This window comes from Paenibacillus harenae (genome assembly GCF_030812415.1).
Classification (GTDB): Bacteria; Bacillota; Bacilli; order Paenibacillales; family Paenibacillaceae; genus Pristimantibacillus; species Pristimantibacillus harenae_A.
On record NZ_JAUSST010000004.1, the window covers coordinates 435,928 to 450,421 of the forward strand.

Consider the following 14,494-nt stretch of genomic DNA (forward strand, 5'->3'; position numbering starts at 1 on the left):
AACATTGTTGCAGTTAAATAATAGGAACCAGGATTCACTCAGGACATGGTTATGTTGCGAGAGATTAATCCCTCGAGAAGTGAATGACGTAGGTCCTAGCGGATGAAATTTTTCAAACATTTTATTCCTAGGAAGGGGGAACCGAAAGATGGAATATTCAACTTTCGGAAGACACGTTGCTGTTGATACTTGGGGTGTAGACTTCGATCTGCTAAACAGCGCTGAATTTTTGCAAAACCACATGGTGGAGGCTGCCGAAGCTTGTGGTGCTACTGTATTATCGGTGCAAGCGAAACAATTCGATCCTCAAGGCGCAACCGTACTCGTGTTGCTGTCGGAGAGTCATCTCTCGATTCATACGTATCCTGAGAGAGGATTTGCCGCGCTGGACTGCTATACCTGCGGTGAAACTGTTGACCCACAGCTTGCGATCGACTACATGCTCGCAGTGCTTAAGCCGAAGTCCGCTTACGCTAAGAAGCTTGTGCGCGGTATGGGCGAGTTGCAAGTCGAAGAACCAAAAATGAAACAAATCGAGCTTGTCTAAGAGCTTTGGGCCGATCGGCATATCGAGATAACCATGGATCACATCCATGGTTATTTCTTTGCATGAAAAGGGAATAATGGGTATGAGTTTTTCAAACATTATTCATAAATGAACATTTTCTGAAAGTCGAACTATGCTATAATAAACGTTAACATCATGGTTATGACGGACAAGTGAAGGAGGCAGGTGATCGCGCATGCACATTATAGCAGTAGGACTCAATTATCGAACGGCTCCAGTTGAAGTGAGAGAGAGATTCGCATTCGCGGAACGGGAATTGCCGGGCGCGCTTAAACAGCTCATTCAAACGAAGAGCATCATGGAGTGTGTCATTGTAGCAACCTGCAATCGTACGGAAATGTATGCAGTCGTTGACAGGCATCATCTATGCGGTCATTATATTCGCAGCTTTATGGAGAAATGGTTCAATCTGCCGAGACAGCAGTTCACGAACCATTTATATATGTACGAGGACGACAAAGCGATCGAGCATTTGTTCCGAGTGACGAGCGGGCTCGATTCGATGATTATCGGCGAGACGCAAATCCTGGGTCAAGTGAAGAACGCCTTCCTGCTAGCGCAGCAGCTTAAAACGACGGGAACGCTGTTCAACAACCTGTTCAAGCAAGCACTTACGATGGCGAAGCGGGCACATACGGAGACGACGATCGGCGAATCGGCCGTTTCCGTCAGTTATGCAGCGGTGGAGCTTGGCAAGCGGATTTTCGGCCAATTCCATAAGAAGACGGTCATGGTGCTTGGCGCGGGCGAGACGGGCGAGCTGACGGCGAAGCATCTGTACGCGAACGGAGCGGAGCGCGTCATTGTCGTTAACCGGACGTATGAACGGGCCGTTCAATTGGCAGACAAGTTCAACGGCATCGCCTACTCTATGGAGGAAGCGGCGCAGCGGCTGCATGAAGCGGATATCGTCATCAGCTCGACAGGCGCGGAGAACTATGTGCTTACCCGGGGCCAGGTGGCTGAAGCGATGAAGCGCAGGAAGTCGAAGCCGCTGTTCATGATCGACATTGCCGTTCCGCGGGATCTTGAGCCGTCGATCGCGGCGGTTGACAACGTATTTCTGTATGACATTGACGATTTGGAGGGCATCGTGGAGAGTAATTTGGAGCAGCGCCGCATTGAAGCAGCCAAGATCGAAACGATGATCGCCGAAGAAATCGGGCTATTCGAGCAATGGTACAAGACGCTCGGCGTCGTGCCGCTAATCCGTGCTTTGCAGACGAAGGCGGCCGACATTCACGAAGAGACGATGACCAGCTTGGAGAACAAGCTGCCCGGTCTCGATGAGCATGAGCTAAAAGTAATTCGCAAGCTGACGAAAAGCATCGTCAATCAGATGATGCAGGATCCGATTCTGCGCATTAAGGAAATGGCAGGCGAGAAACGGGCCGACGAAGCAATGGACATGTTCGTCAAGCTGTTCGCGCTTGAGGAAGAAATGGCAAAAACGCGGCAAGCAGAGCTTCAAGCGGCATCCGAGCCTGTGACTGCAACACAACACAAAAACGTACAAGACCATGCACCTGCCGCGGCGCTGGCACCTGCTGTTCAGTAAAGGGATGCCCGCGAAATTCATTTAAGGGCCGCAATGTGGAGGCGCTATGTTCACGCAAACTTTGCTATACGATGCGATACTTTATGTTTACGCCCTGAGCCTTCTGTTTTACTTCTCCGACTTCATTAATGCGAGCCGGAAAGCGAAGCGGATAGGTGCAGGGCTGCTTATTTTTGTTTGGGTTTTGCAGACTACATATGTCACGGTAAGAACCGTATCGCATTTTCAGCTGACTCCGGTATCTACTTTCGAATATTGGCTCTGGTTTTCCTGGCTGCTCGTCACCGTGTCGCTGGTCATTAGCCGGTTTTTCAAAATCGACTATATCGTCTTCTTCGTTAACGTCATCGGGTTCGCCGTGCTCGCGCTTAATCTGTACAGCAGTACCAACAGCGGGCAGTCTCCGGAGCTGTGGAAGACGACAAGAGAACTGCTCTACGTTCATATCAGCCTCGTATTATGCGCATATGCGGTGTTGACAATCGGGGCGCTGTTCGCCGGCATGTATTTGTTCCTGCACAGTCGCTTGAAGAGCAAACAGTGGACAAAGTCGGTACGGCGGCTGCCAAGCCTGGAAATGATGGAGAGATATATGGATCGTGCCGTCATTGTCGGCGTACCGCTCCTGGCGATGTCGGTCGCGATTGCCGCCGTATCGCTCATAGTAGAAGGACGCGCCGCACTGCTGCTCGATCTGAAGGTGCTGACCTCGGTCGCAACGCTCGCCATGTTCATTGCGTTCGTCTATCAACGGGCGGCGCAGGGGCGTCCGGGTCCGCAAATGGCATGGCTTTATATCGCTTCATTCATGATGCTTTTAATAAATTTGCTCTCCAATTACGTATCAAGGTTTCATTAATGATGATCATTTCGGTCAATCCTATGGGGGATTAAGCATGAATGGCTATTACCCGATCGTGCTCCAATTGCGCGGCAAAAAAATAGTCGTTGTCGGCGGCGGAGCCGTTGCCGAGCGGAAGGTGAACGGCTTGCTGGAGGCCGGGGCGGACGATGTAAAGGTCGTCAGCCCGATCGTTACGGAGCGGATAGCGGCGCTTGCCGAGGAAGGCAAGCTGCGGCTTGAGTTAAGAAGCTATAAGGAGAGCGATGCTTGCGGGGCGCGGCTATTGTTCGCTGCGACGGGCAATGAGGTCGTCAACGCCGCAGTCGCGGCCGATGGCGAGCGTTATGGAGCATTCGTGAATGCAGCGGATTCGTACGAGGATGGCGACTTCCTCGTTCCTTCCGTCATCCGCCGTGGCGATCTGCTGCTGTCGGTGACGGCAACCGGCGCAAGCCCGTCGCTTGCGGCGGCGATTAAGAAGGAGCTGGAAGCCCAATACGGGGAGGCTTACGGTAAAGCTGCCAGCCGCCTGCGGCGTCTTCGAGCTCTTACCATGAAGAGCAAGTTAGACCGGGTGGACAAACAAGCTGTACTGAAGCTTGCGGCAGAAGAGGCTGTCGAAGCGGCTCGGACAGGTGTATGGACCGAAGAAGGCAATGGAAAAGAAGAAAGCGACGAGGTCTGGCTGAACGGCTTGCTGCATCGCGTCGGATTGACAGGAGGCGTACATAATGAAAGAAACAGCGAATAGAGTTATCGTCGTAGGAACGAGGCAAAGCGCGCTTGCGCTTACGCAGACAGGACAAGTGATCGACCAATTGCAGAAGCTAAGCGACGAGCATGGCTTCTCTTACACGTTCGAGGTGAAGAAGATTGTAACCAAGGGCGATCGGATCCTTGACGTTACGCTGTCCAAGGTGGGCGGAAAAGGGTTGTTCGTCAAGGAAATCGAGCAGGCTCTTATCGATGGCGATATCGACTTGGCGGTTCATAGCATGAAGGACATGCCTTATGAGTTGCCTGAAGGCTTGATGAACGGCGCCATTCCGCTGCGCGTCGATCCGCGCGATTGTTTGGTTATGAAGGAAGGACTGCAAAGCATCGAAGACCTGCCTGAGGGTGCGCGCGTAGGGACGAGCAGCTTGCGTCGTTCTTGCCAGCTTAAGCACGCTAGACCCGACTTGAGGCTGGAGTCGATCAGGGGCAACATCGATTCCCGTATCCGCAAGCTGGAGACGGAAGGCTTCGATGCAGTCGTGTTGGCGACAGCGGGGCTGACCAGAATGGGCTGGCAGGACCGTATATCGGCGATTGTGCCGGTCGATGTCTGTATTCCGGCTGTAGGCCAAGGGGCGCTAGGGATCGAATGCCGGACGGACGATCTGCAGATCAGAGAGCTGCTTGCTCTCCTGAACGATAGGGAAAGCGAGTTGGCCGTTCGGGCGGAGCGGGGCTTCCTTGGCGCGCTGAATGGCGGCTGCCAAGTGCCGATTGGCGCTTATGCCGTATTGGTAGAGGCCGAAGCGGGCCGAGAGCCGGTACTTGAGCTAACCGGCATGGTTGGCTCGCCGGACGGGGAAATTCTGCTTAAGGAGCAATTAAGGGGGACGAATCCCGAACAGCTCGGACGGGATGTGGCGGCAGCGCTTGTAGAGCGCGGCGCTGATCGTATTTTAGCGGAAATTGGGGGATGACCGGTGAATAAGGGGAAAGTTTATTTGGTCGGAGCTGGTCCCGGCGATCCGAAGCTCATTACCGTTCGCGGCCGCGAATGCTTGGAGCAATGCGATGTCGTCGTCTACGATCGGCTTGCCAGCCCTAGGCTGCTGCGTCATGTGAAGCCGGGCACGGAGAAAATATACGTCGGCAAGCTGCCGGATCGCCATACGATGAAGCAAGAGGAAATTAACCAATTGCTCGTGGATCTGGCGTTGCAAGGGAAGACCGTTACCCGCCTGAAGGGCGGCGACCCAACGATATTCGGCCGCGTGGGAGAAGAGGCCGAATTATTGTACGATAACGGAGTCGAGTTCGAGATCGTGCCGGGTATTACATCGGCTATTGCCGTCCCGGCCTATGCAGGGATACCGGTTACGCATCGCGATCTTGCTTCGTCGTTGTCGATCATTACCGGGCATGAGAGCCCGGACAAGCTCGACCGCTCGATTCACTGGGACAAGGTGACGAATGCGACGGGAACGCTTATCTTCCTGATGGGCGTTGCGAAGATCGGTTACATTGCCGAGCAGTTGATGAAGCATGGCAAGCCGCCTCGAACGCCGGTTGCGCTCGTCCGTTGGGGAACGAGAGTGGAGCAGCAGACAATCGTCGGCACGCTTGAGACGATCGAAGCCATCGTTTGCGAGGCGAACTTCCAGCCGCCGGCTGTCATCGTTGTCGGCGAAGTCGTACTGCAGCGGGAGAAGCTGAGATGGTATGAGAACAAGCCGCTGTTCGGCATGCGAATACTCGTCACCCGTGCGCGGGCGCAGGCAAGCGAGCTTGCCGACCAGATCGAGAGCATGGGCGGCGAGCCCTGCGAGTTCCCGGTTATCGAGACGCAAGAGCCTTCGGAAGCCGATGCGATTGAAACGCTCAGAACCCATCTGGACCAAGCGGAGAGCTACGGCTGGGTCATGTTCACGAGCGTGAACGGCGTCGATTATTTCTTCCGCTGGCTGCAGAAGTTCAATATCGACATTCGGCGGTTTCACGGCGCGCGTTTTGCGGCGGTCGGTCCGAAGACGGCGGAGGCGCTGCGTATGCGCGGCTTGACGTTCGAGGAGCTGCCCGTCAAGTTCCAAGCGGAAGGACTGCTGGAGCAGCTCGATACGCTCTTGAAAGCCGGAGAGCGCGTATTGCTGCCGAGAGGCGATCTCGCGCGCGAGGTGCTGCCAAGAGAACTGGCGGCTAAGGGACTCGAAGCCGTACAGCTTGACGTCTATGAGACGGTGCTGGCGGATACGCAGGACGAGCTTGCGCTGGAGTGGCTGCGCGAAAAACAGATCCATATGATCACGTTCACCAGCTCGTCTACGGTAACGAATCTGCTTGAATTGCTTAAACGCAAAGGTATCGATAATCCGGCCGAGCATCTCGCCGGCATACCAATCGCCAGCATTGGTCCGATTACATCGAAGACGGTAACGGATGCGGGACTTACGGTTACGGTCGAGCCTGCCCATTCCACCATTGACAGCTTGATCGACGCTATTGCCGCCTATCGCGCGGCCAAAGCGAACGTGTAGAGGAGGAAATATTCAGATGAGCTTTCCTATTGTGAGAAATCGCAGATTGCGCCGCTCTGCCGGTCTTCGCAGCCTGGTGCGCGAGACGGCGCTTAGCGCAAACGACTTTATATATCCGCTTTTTGTAACGTATGGCGAGAACGTAAAGGAAGAAATTCCTTCGATGCCGGGCGTATACCATTTCTCGATGGATCGTCTTGAGGAAGAAATTCGCGACGTTGTCGCGAGCGGCATCCAGTCGGTGCTTATGTTCGGGGTTCCCGAGCATAAGGATGCGGTCGGTACGTCGGCTTACGATTCTAACGGCATTATGCAGCAGGCTATTCGCGCGATCAAGGGATGGGCGCCTGAGCTTGTCGTCATTGCCGATACTTGTCTTTGCGGATTCACCGATCACGGCCATTGCGGCGTCGTTCATGTCGATGAGCATTTATGCGCTACGGTAGATAACGATGCGTCCTTGGAACTGCTCGTTCGTACGGCGATATCGCAAGCGGAGGCTGGAGCCGACATTATCGCGCCATCGAATATGATGGACGGCTTCGTTCACGCGATTCGCGGTGGGCTTGACGAAGCGGGATACAGCGATATTCCGATTCTTTCTTACTCGGTGAAGTACGCATCTGCTTTCTACGGTCCATTCCGCGATGCGGCGCACTCCGCACCGCAATTCGGCGATCGCAAGACGTATCAAATGGACCCGGCTAACGTGCGCGAAGCTCTGCGAGAAGCGGAATCCGACGTAGCGGAAGGCGCGGATATGCTGATGGTTAAGCCGGCGCTTGCCTACCTGGACGTCGTACGTTTATTGAAAGAAAATTATGATGTGCCTGTTGTCGCTTATAACGTAAGCGCGGAATACTCGATGGTGAAGGCAGCGGCGGCGAACGGCTGGATCAACGAAAAGGCGATCGTGCTGGAGACGCTCACGGGCATGAAGCGCGCCGGAGCCGACATTATCATTACGTACCACGCGAAGAATGCTGCGCGATGGCTGAAAGAGGAGGCGTAACCCGTATGAGCAACCAATCCCGTATCGCTAACAATTCGCGATCCGTTGAAGCGTTCGCAAGGGCGAAGAAAGTTATTCCTGGCGGCGTCAACAGTCCGGTTCGCGCATTCAAGTCGGTTGATCTTAATCCGGTCTATATGGAACGCGGAGAAGGAAGCCGCGTCTACGATATTGACGGCAACAGCTATATTGATTACGTTGGCTCATGGGGACCGCTTATTATGGGCCATGCGCATCCGGAGGTTATCGAAGCGATCAAGCGTACAGCCGAGAAAGGGACGAGCTTCGGCGCCCCGACCGAGCTGGAGACGTTAATGGCCGAGCTTGTCGTAGAGCGCGTGCCATCGGTCGATATCGTCCGCATGGTAAACTCGGGAACGGAAGCGACGATGAGCGCGCTTCGTCTTGCTCGCGGTTATACGAAGCGGAGCAAGATTCTGAAATTCGAAGGCTCTTACCACGGTCATGCCGACAGTTTGCTTATTAAAGCGGGCTCTGGCGTTGCAACGCTTGGCCTGCCTGACAGTCCTGGCGTGCCGGAGCATGTCGCGTCTCATACGATTACCGTACCGTACAACGATTTGGAGTCGGTGAAGCTGGCGTTCGAGAAGTTCGGGGAGGAGATCGCCTGCATCATCGTCGAACCGATTGCCGGCAATATGGGCGTCGTTCCTCCTCTTCCGGGCTTTCTGCAAGGACTGCGCGAGGTGACGGAGAAATACGGCACGGTGCTTATTTTCGATGAAGTCATGACTGGTTTCCGTGTCGGTTACAACTGCGCGCAAGGGCTTTACGGCGTAACGCCGGATCTTACGTGCTTCGGCAAAGTAATCGGCGGCGGCTTGCCGGTCGGCGCATACGGCGGCAAGCGCGAACTGATGGAGCAGATCGCGCCAAGCGGCCCGATCTACCAAGCGGGTACGCTGTCGGGCAATCCGCTGGCGATGGCAGCCGGCTATACGACGCTTAAGCTGCTTACGCCGGAAGTGTATGAGGGGCTGGAACGCCAGGCTGTGAGGCTGCAGCTCGGCTTCGAGGCTAACGCCCGCAAGCATGGCGTTGCGAATACGATTAATCGCGTCGGCTCGATGGTATGCCCGTTCTTCACGGAAACGTTCGTCATTAACTTTGAAACGGCGAAAACGTCGGATATTGCTCGGTTCAAGGCATACTTTGCCTCCATGCTCGACCTCGGCATCAATATTGCTCCATCGCAGTTCGAAGGCATGTTCGTGTCGGCTGTTCATACGGACGAAGACATCGATGCGACGATTGCGATGCATGATATAGCATTCGGCAGACTGTAACGCATACATTTTTAGATAGCTCGGCACACACCCTCTTAATTGCGTTGCATAGCGGCAGGCATTGGGAGGGTTTGTTGCGGAATGAGATGAAACAGGAGGCGGCAATGAGAATAGAACAAGCAGTTCGCAATGGAGAATGGCTGGAGCTCGATTGGGAATCGTTAGCCGGTGCTGAAGCGGAAGCGGCGGAACAGGCGCAGCCTAAAGCCGGAAGCCATCCGCATGAAGTGCGGAAGTGGCTGCTGGCGCGGGGACTTTTTTCGGAAAAATGGGTGAATCGGCTTTTCTCGGTGGGCGGCATCCGGTGGGAGAACGAGAAGCTGCGCTTGCTGACGTTCCCGGCTGTCGATCCGAAGAATCATCCGTTCTATCGCCAAGCGATATCCGGACCGACGATCGACATACCTCCCGTGTTGTACGAGGATGATTTCTGCATCGTGTTCCACAAGCCGGCAGGCATGAAAGTTCACGAGTCGTATGCAGGGGAGCGGGGAACGCTCGATGAAGCGGCCGCCAGACACGCGCTGAAGGCGAAGGATCCTTTGCCGCTGCGCCATATTCATCGCCTCGACGATTATACGTCAGGGCCCGTGCTCTATGCCAAGTGCGATCTCGCGCAGTGGAATCTCGATGAGGCGATGCGGGATAAAGCGATCGACAGGCAGTACATCGCGGTCGTGCAGGGCAAGCTTGCGAAGCGGGCAGGAACTGTTGACGAGCCGATCGGCAAAGACCGGCATCACAGAGCCAGAAGGATGGTAACGTCATCCGGCGAGCATGCCGTCACCCATTATGAGAAGGTAGAGGTCTATGCGAATGCATCGATCGTCCGCGTACGGTTGGAGACGGGGAGAACGCACCAAATTCGCGTGCATTTGAGCTATATCGGCCACCCGATCGTCGGCGACGAGCTGTATGGCGGAAGTACGCGACTGTTAACCCACCAAGCGCTTCATGGCGAACGTCTGTTGTTCCCTCATCCATGGTCGGGAGAGACCGTAGAGGTCGCAGCTCCGTGGCCGTCATGGCTGGAGAAGCTTGTATCCTCCGTCCGCGGCATGTAAATAAAAGTCATGCTCTAGCCTATCCAACCATATAGATAAGTAGTGAATGTAACTTTAAATATAAGTGAGGATAAGCTTTGTTCTTATGCTCATCTTATATGGCTTGCGAAACGGGCTTAATAGCCGCCAAAGGAAGGCGTAAGCCGTGTACGCTTGAATTCTAAGGATTTATAGGATTTCACCTATAATCCGATTAGAATTTCACGCGAACCGAGCTTCTGCCGTCGGAGGCCAGCTGAAGCCGTTTACGCTTGGACCAAGCATTCAGTACGAGAAGGGAGGACTTAGGCGTGTCGGAACAAACGAGTGGGTTACGCTTTGATGTGTATGAGCGCGTTCATCTGCCGGACGACGTAGCGGCTATCGACGAGTTGGAGGAAATCGAGCTGGTCCCGCGCATCCAAGTAATCGATCAGGGGGATCAGGCGGTGCTCAAAGGCCAACTGCTACTAAGCGGCGTATATCGCGGGCAAAATCCGGCGGAAGCGCCGCTGGTGCTGGAGCACTGGATTCCGGTCGAAATCACGCTGCCTATGAATCGCATTTCCCGGCTGGACGATATTTCCATCGATATCGACAACTTCGATGTAGATCTGCTGTCGGCCAGAACGCTGAACGTTACTGGCGTATTGTCGTTGCGCGGCATTTCCGTAGACCCGGTCGAGGAGCCTGAGGAAGCATGGAGAGAAGAGCCGATTACGGTCGTTCACGAACGGAGCTTTATTGACTCTCCGCAGGCACTGGAGCAGGAACAAGAGCTGGAGCTGGAGAGTTCGATACAGCAAGAGGAGCAGTCGTACATAGCAGAGGACGAGACCTCCTATGCGGCAGCGGAAACGGATGACCTCGAGCAGCGAATTGCCGAAGCGCAGGCACAGGCACTGGAGCGGGAGCAGGAATTGGATCGAGAGGCTACCGTGTCCATCTCCTCCTCGCCTAACGATTCAGGCTGGTCGTCGGCACAGCTGTTCGCGGTAAAGGGCAGTCAACCGCAGGAGGAGCAGCGAGAAAATAAGTTTGCTTCACAACAAGCTGGCGAAGACCCCTGGCTTGTTTCCTCCTCCCAATTCGTTGACGAACCGAATAAGTCTAGCGAGCAGGAACGTTCGGAGGAGCAGGAGCGGGAGCAGGAGCAGGAGCAGGAGCAGGAGCAGGCCGAGGAAGAGGCGGCTTTCGCCGAGGCGTATGCGCTGCTTGCGCTTGAAGAACAAGCGCAGCGCGAGCTTGACGCGGAGCTGGAGGCGCAGCAAGCCGCGCAACAAGCCGTGCAACAAGCCGCGCAGCTGGCCGCACAGCAGCTTCCCGAGAAGCAAGAGCCGCGCGTTGCTTTCGCGAGCAAACCGCCTGAGGAGCAAAAAGAGCAGCCCGCTAACGTAGGCATTATGACGCTGCTCCAGACGAGCCGGCGCGAGCAGGCTGCGCGTCAGGCCGCCGAGGAAGTTATCGCCTCTCAGCAAGCGGCCGAAGATGCGCGCGCGCTTTCATCGGGAGACGAGATCGAGTGGAAGAACCTGTTCCTTGGACGCAATGCCGAGGAGAATGAATTCCGCAAGATCCGCATGTGTATCGTCCAGCGAGACGAGACGCTCGATGCGATTGCGCTTCGCTACAACATTAATCCAAGAGAAATATTAGTGCGCAACAACCTGAATGAATCGTCGGTGACGGAAGGACAGTTGCTGTATATTCCGTGAAGCAGTCGGCGTTTGTTCGCATCTACGACTATTTGCATGATCATGTAGAAATCCATATAGCAGCAAGTAATTCTCAACCTATATGGAATAGAAGCCTGAGCCTGTCCCTTCACTCTTTGAATGAAAAGAGTGAGGGGACATTTTCTGCATGAGCGCGCAGTTAGTTTTTCACCCGTTCAAGTTGACTCTAGCACGCAACAACGGTATTATGTATACATATATGTATCATAATGACGTTGAAGGGGAATAGTACGCAGCGAAGCCTTCAGAGAGCGGAACCGTTACGCTGAGAGGTTCTGCAGGAAGTGACTGCTACGGGTCGCCCCGGAGTTGCCTGGATCAAGCGGAGAGTGGATAGCGCTAGCTCTCGTCGCCTAAGTCGGGCCGGCCACAGCCGTTATCTGTTCGAGTGTCGCGCGAATGCTTGTTTTTGCGTGAAACAAAGGTGGTACCACGGAAGCTAAACCTTTCGTCCTTTATTTGAGGGCGAGAGGTTTTTTTGTATTTATATCGATGTATGGAGGATGGAATGAATGTCAGAAAATCAAACGACGACTACGACTACGGAAATGCCGACGACTTACGATCCGAAGGCAGCCGAGCAGAAATGGTATGACTATTGGCAGCAGGGCAAATTTTTCGAAGCGGGCAAACGTCCGGATGCGAAGCCATATACGATCGTCATTCCGCCGCCGAACGTAACCGGCATGCTGCATATCGGGCATGCGCTCGATTTTACATTGCAGGACATATTGATTCGTACGAAGAGGATGCAGGGCTACGATGCGCTTTGGCTGCCGGGAACAGACCATGCGGGCATTGCGACGCAAACGCGGGTTGAGAGCAAACTGCGCGAGCAGGGCATTACCCGCTACGACCTCGGACGCGAAGCCTTCCTTGAGAAAGTATGGGAGTGGAAAGATCAGTACGCGAATACGATCCGCGATCAGTGGGGCAAGATGGGGCTTTCGCTCGACTACTCCAGAGAACGGTTCACGCTTGATGGGGGCCTCTCCAAAGCGGTTCGCGAAGTTTTCGTCCGCTTGTACGAGAAGGACTTGATCTATCGGGGCAAAAAAATCATCAACTGGGATCCGGCAGCTCGCACGGCTCTCTCCGATATCGAAGTCGAATACAAAGAGGTTAACGGCAACCTATACCATCTCCAATATCCGCTCAAGAACGGCTCAGGCTTCATTACCGTTGCAACGACTCGTCCGGAGACGATGCTCGGCGATACGGCCGTAGCCGTACATCCGGAAGATGATCGCTATAAGCACTTGATCGGTCAAATGATCGTGCTGCCGATTGTCGGACGCGAGATTCCGATTATTGCCGACGAGTATGTCGAGAAGGACTTCGGATCGGGTGCGGTTAAAATTACGCCTGCCCATGACCCGAACGACTTCGAGGTGGGACAGCGTCATAACCTGCCGCAAATCATCGTCATGGACGAGACGGGCACAATGAACGATCAAGCCGGCCCTTATGAAGGCCTTGATCGCGCGGATTGCCGGAAGAAGCTCGTGAAGGATTTGCAGGAGCAAGGCATCTGCATTCGCATCGAAGAGCATGTGCATCAGGTCGGCCACAGCGAGCGCAGCGGCGCCGTTGTGGAGCCTTATTTGTCGACGCAATGGTTCGTTGCGATGAAACCTCTCGCCGAAGCGGCTATTGCGGCCCAAAAATCGGGCAAGGGCACGAACTTTATACCTGAGCGGTTCGAGAAGATTTATATGAATTGGATCGAAAATGTCCGCGACTGGTGCATTTCCCGCCAATTGTGGTGGGGACACCGCATTCCGGCTTGGTACGACGATGCTACCGGCGAGATTACGGTTTCGCGCGACGACGTTCAGAATACGGACGGCGCTACGTTTACGCAGGATAACGACGTGCTGGACACTTGGTTCAGCTCTGCTTTGTGGCCGTTCTCGACGCTTGGCTGGCCGGAGGAAACAGAGGACTTCAAGCGCTACTACCCGACGGACGTGCTCGTAACGGGCTACGACATTATTTATTTCTGGGTTGCTCGGATGATCTTTACGGCACTTGAATTCACAGACGAAATTCCGTTCAAGGACGTGCTGATCCATGGCCTTGTCCGCGACGAGAACGGGCAGAAGATGTCCAAGTCGCTTGGCAACGGCGTTGATCCGCTCGATGTCATAGAGAAGTACGGCGCGGACGCTATGCGTTACATGCTCTCGACGAGCAGCACGCCGGGCCAAGATTTGCGCTACCGCAACGAGCGTGTCGAGCAGGCCCGCAACTTTGCCAACAAAATATGGAACGCATCTCGCTTCGCGCTCATGAACTTGGAAGGGTTCACGGCTGCCGATATCGATATTACGGTTAATCTTGGTACGTCCGACCGTTGGATTTTGCATCGCTTGAACGAAACGGTTCGCGACGTTACCCGCTTGATCGACAGCTATGAGTTCGGCGAAACGGGACGTTTGCTCAACAACTTCATCTGGGACGATCTTTGCGACTGGTATATCGAGTTCGCGAAGCTTAGCCTGTATTCGACGGACGAAGCGGCGAAGAAAGCGACGCAATCGGTTCTTGCCTACGTGCTTGACCGCACGCAGCGTCTGATCCACCCGTTCATGCCGTTTATCAGCGAGGAAATATGGCAGCACTTGCCGCATGTCGGCGAGACGATTACTCTTGCAGAGTGGCCGGTGTATGATGCATCGCTTGAAGCGCCCGAAGCAGTGAAAGAGATGGAGCTGCTCATGGATCTCATTCGTTCCGTTCGTAATATCCGTGCGGAAGTAAACGTGCCGATGAGCAAGAAGATCGAGCTTCTTATTAAGCCCTCGAGCGAAGCGGAAGCGGCGATCCTTGCTCGTAACGAGGAGTTCATCAAACGCTTCTGCGGCACATCGATGCTGGAGACGGGAACGCATATCAGCGCGCCGGACAAAGCGATGTCGGCCGTTATTACCGGAGCAGAGCTTTACTTGCCGCTTGCAGGCCTGATCGATATCGAGCAGGAGATCGCCCGGCTTGAGAAGGAGCGTCAGCATCTGACGGCCGAGGTAGAGCGCGTGGAGAAGAAGCTGGGCAATGAAGGCTTCGTAGCGAAGGCGCCGGCTAAAGTCATCGAAGAGGAAAAAGCGAAGATGGCTGATTATGCGGATAAACGTGAGAAGGTAACGGCACGTATCGCGGAATTGCGCGGTTGAGAAAA

At 54.6% G+C, this 14,494-nt stretch carries 11 protein-coding genes and 1 other annotated feature; all 11 genes read left to right on the plus strand.

Annotated elements, in window-relative coordinates:
* Nucleotides 1–148: 148 nt before the first annotated feature.
* Nucleotides 149–547 (plus strand): adenosylmethionine decarboxylase, encoded by a 399-nt coding sequence (speD, locus tag J2T14_RS16870; protein WP_307200296.1) that lies wholly within the window; start codon nt 149–151, stop codon nt 545–547.
* A gap of 196 nt (nt 548–743) precedes the next feature.
* Nucleotides 744–2,126: a glutamyl-tRNA reductase gene (hemA, locus tag J2T14_RS16875; RefSeq protein ID WP_307200294.1), complete on the plus strand. Its 1,383-nt coding sequence runs from the start codon at nt 744–746 to the stop codon at nt 2,124–2,126.
* Nucleotides 2,127–2,172: 46 nt separating this feature from the next.
* Nucleotides 2,173–2,985 (plus strand): cytochrome C assembly family protein, encoded by an 813-nt coding sequence (locus J2T14_RS16880; RefSeq protein WP_307472556.1) that lies wholly within the window; start codon nt 2,173–2,175, stop codon nt 2,983–2,985.
* 37 nt (nt 2,986–3,022) lie between these two features.
* Nucleotides 3,023–3,721, plus strand: coding sequence for a precorrin-2 dehydrogenase/sirohydrochlorin ferrochelatase family protein (locus J2T14_RS16885; RefSeq protein ID WP_307472558.1), 699 nt, complete (start codon nt 3,023–3,025; stop codon nt 3,719–3,721).
* Nucleotides 3,702–4,664 carry a hydroxymethylbilane synthase gene (gene hemC, locus J2T14_RS16890; protein WP_307472560.1) on the plus strand — a complete coding sequence of 321 codons (963 nt, stop codon included), beginning with the start codon at nt 3,702–3,704 and terminating at the stop codon, nt 4,662–4,664. Before J2T14_RS16885 ends, hemC begins: the two co-directional genes overlap by 20 nt.
* 3 nt (nt 4,665–4,667) lie before the next feature.
* Entirely contained in the window at nt 4,668–6,218 is a 1,551-nt protein-coding gene (gene cobA, locus J2T14_RS16895) for a uroporphyrinogen-III C-methyltransferase (protein ID WP_307472562.1), read from the plus strand.
* A 16-nt stretch (nt 6,219–6,234) separates the two neighbouring features.
* A complete protein-coding gene (hemB, locus tag J2T14_RS16900; protein WP_307472564.1) occupies nt 6,235–7,230 on the plus strand; it encodes a porphobilinogen synthase in 996 nt (331 codons plus the stop codon).
* 5 nt (nt 7,231–7,235) lie between these two features.
* Nucleotides 7,236–8,537 carry a glutamate-1-semialdehyde 2,1-aminomutase gene (hemL, locus tag J2T14_RS16905; RefSeq protein WP_307472565.1) on the plus strand — a complete coding sequence of 434 codons (1,302 nt, stop codon included), beginning with the start codon at nt 7,236–7,238 and terminating at the stop codon, nt 8,535–8,537.
* A 104-nt stretch (nt 8,538–8,641) separates the two neighbouring features.
* Nucleotides 8,642–9,601 carry an RluA family pseudouridine synthase gene (locus J2T14_RS16910; protein ID WP_307472567.1) on the plus strand — a complete coding sequence of 320 codons (960 nt, stop codon included), beginning with the start codon at nt 8,642–8,644 and terminating at the stop codon, nt 9,599–9,601.
* Nucleotides 9,602–9,891: 290 nt separating this feature from the next.
* A complete protein-coding gene (locus J2T14_RS16915) occupies nt 9,892–11,295 on the plus strand; it encodes a LysM peptidoglycan-binding domain-containing protein (RefSeq protein WP_307472570.1) in 1,404 nt (467 codons plus the stop codon).
* A gap of 227 nt (nt 11,296–11,522) precedes the next feature.
* Nucleotides 11,523–11,775: a binding site (T-box leader), on the plus strand.
* Nucleotides 11,776–11,828: 53 nt separating this feature from the next.
* Nucleotides 11,829–14,489, plus strand: coding sequence for a valine--tRNA ligase (locus J2T14_RS16920; RefSeq protein ID WP_307472572.1), 2,661 nt, complete (start codon nt 11,829–11,831; stop codon nt 14,487–14,489).
* Nucleotides 14,490–14,494: the final 5 nt, after the last annotated feature.

What these genes read in the sequence shown, in the direction of transcription:
- hemB (WP_307472564.1), top strand. Translation starts at nt 6,235, where the DNA reads ATGAGCTTTCCTATTGTGAGAAATCGCAGATTGCGCCGCTCTGCCGGT.
- J2T14_RS16885 (WP_307472558.1), top strand. Translation starts at nt 3,023, where the DNA reads ATGAATGGCTATTACCCGATCGTGCTCCAATTGCGCGGCAAAAAAATA.
- speD (WP_307200296.1), top strand. Translation starts at nt 149, where the DNA reads ATGGAATATTCAACTTTCGGAAGACACGTTGCTGTTGATACTTGGGGT.
- J2T14_RS16910 (WP_307472567.1), top strand. Translation starts at nt 8,642, where the DNA reads ATGAGAATAGAACAAGCAGTTCGCAATGGAGAATGGCTGGAGCTCGAT.
- hemA (WP_307200294.1), top strand. Translation starts at nt 744, where the DNA reads ATGCACATTATAGCAGTAGGACTCAATTATCGAACGGCTCCAGTTGAA.
- J2T14_RS16920 (WP_307472572.1), top strand. Translation starts at nt 11,829, where the DNA reads ATGTCAGAAAATCAAACGACGACTACGACTACGGAAATGCCGACGACT.
- J2T14_RS16880 (WP_307472556.1), top strand. Translation starts at nt 2,173, where the DNA reads ATGTTCACGCAAACTTTGCTATACGATGCGATACTTTATGTTTACGCC.
- hemC (WP_307472560.1), top strand. Translation starts at nt 3,702, where the DNA reads ATGAAAGAAACAGCGAATAGAGTTATCGTCGTAGGAACGAGGCAAAGC.
- hemL (WP_307472565.1), top strand. Translation starts at nt 7,236, where the DNA reads ATGAGCAACCAATCCCGTATCGCTAACAATTCGCGATCCGTTGAAGCG.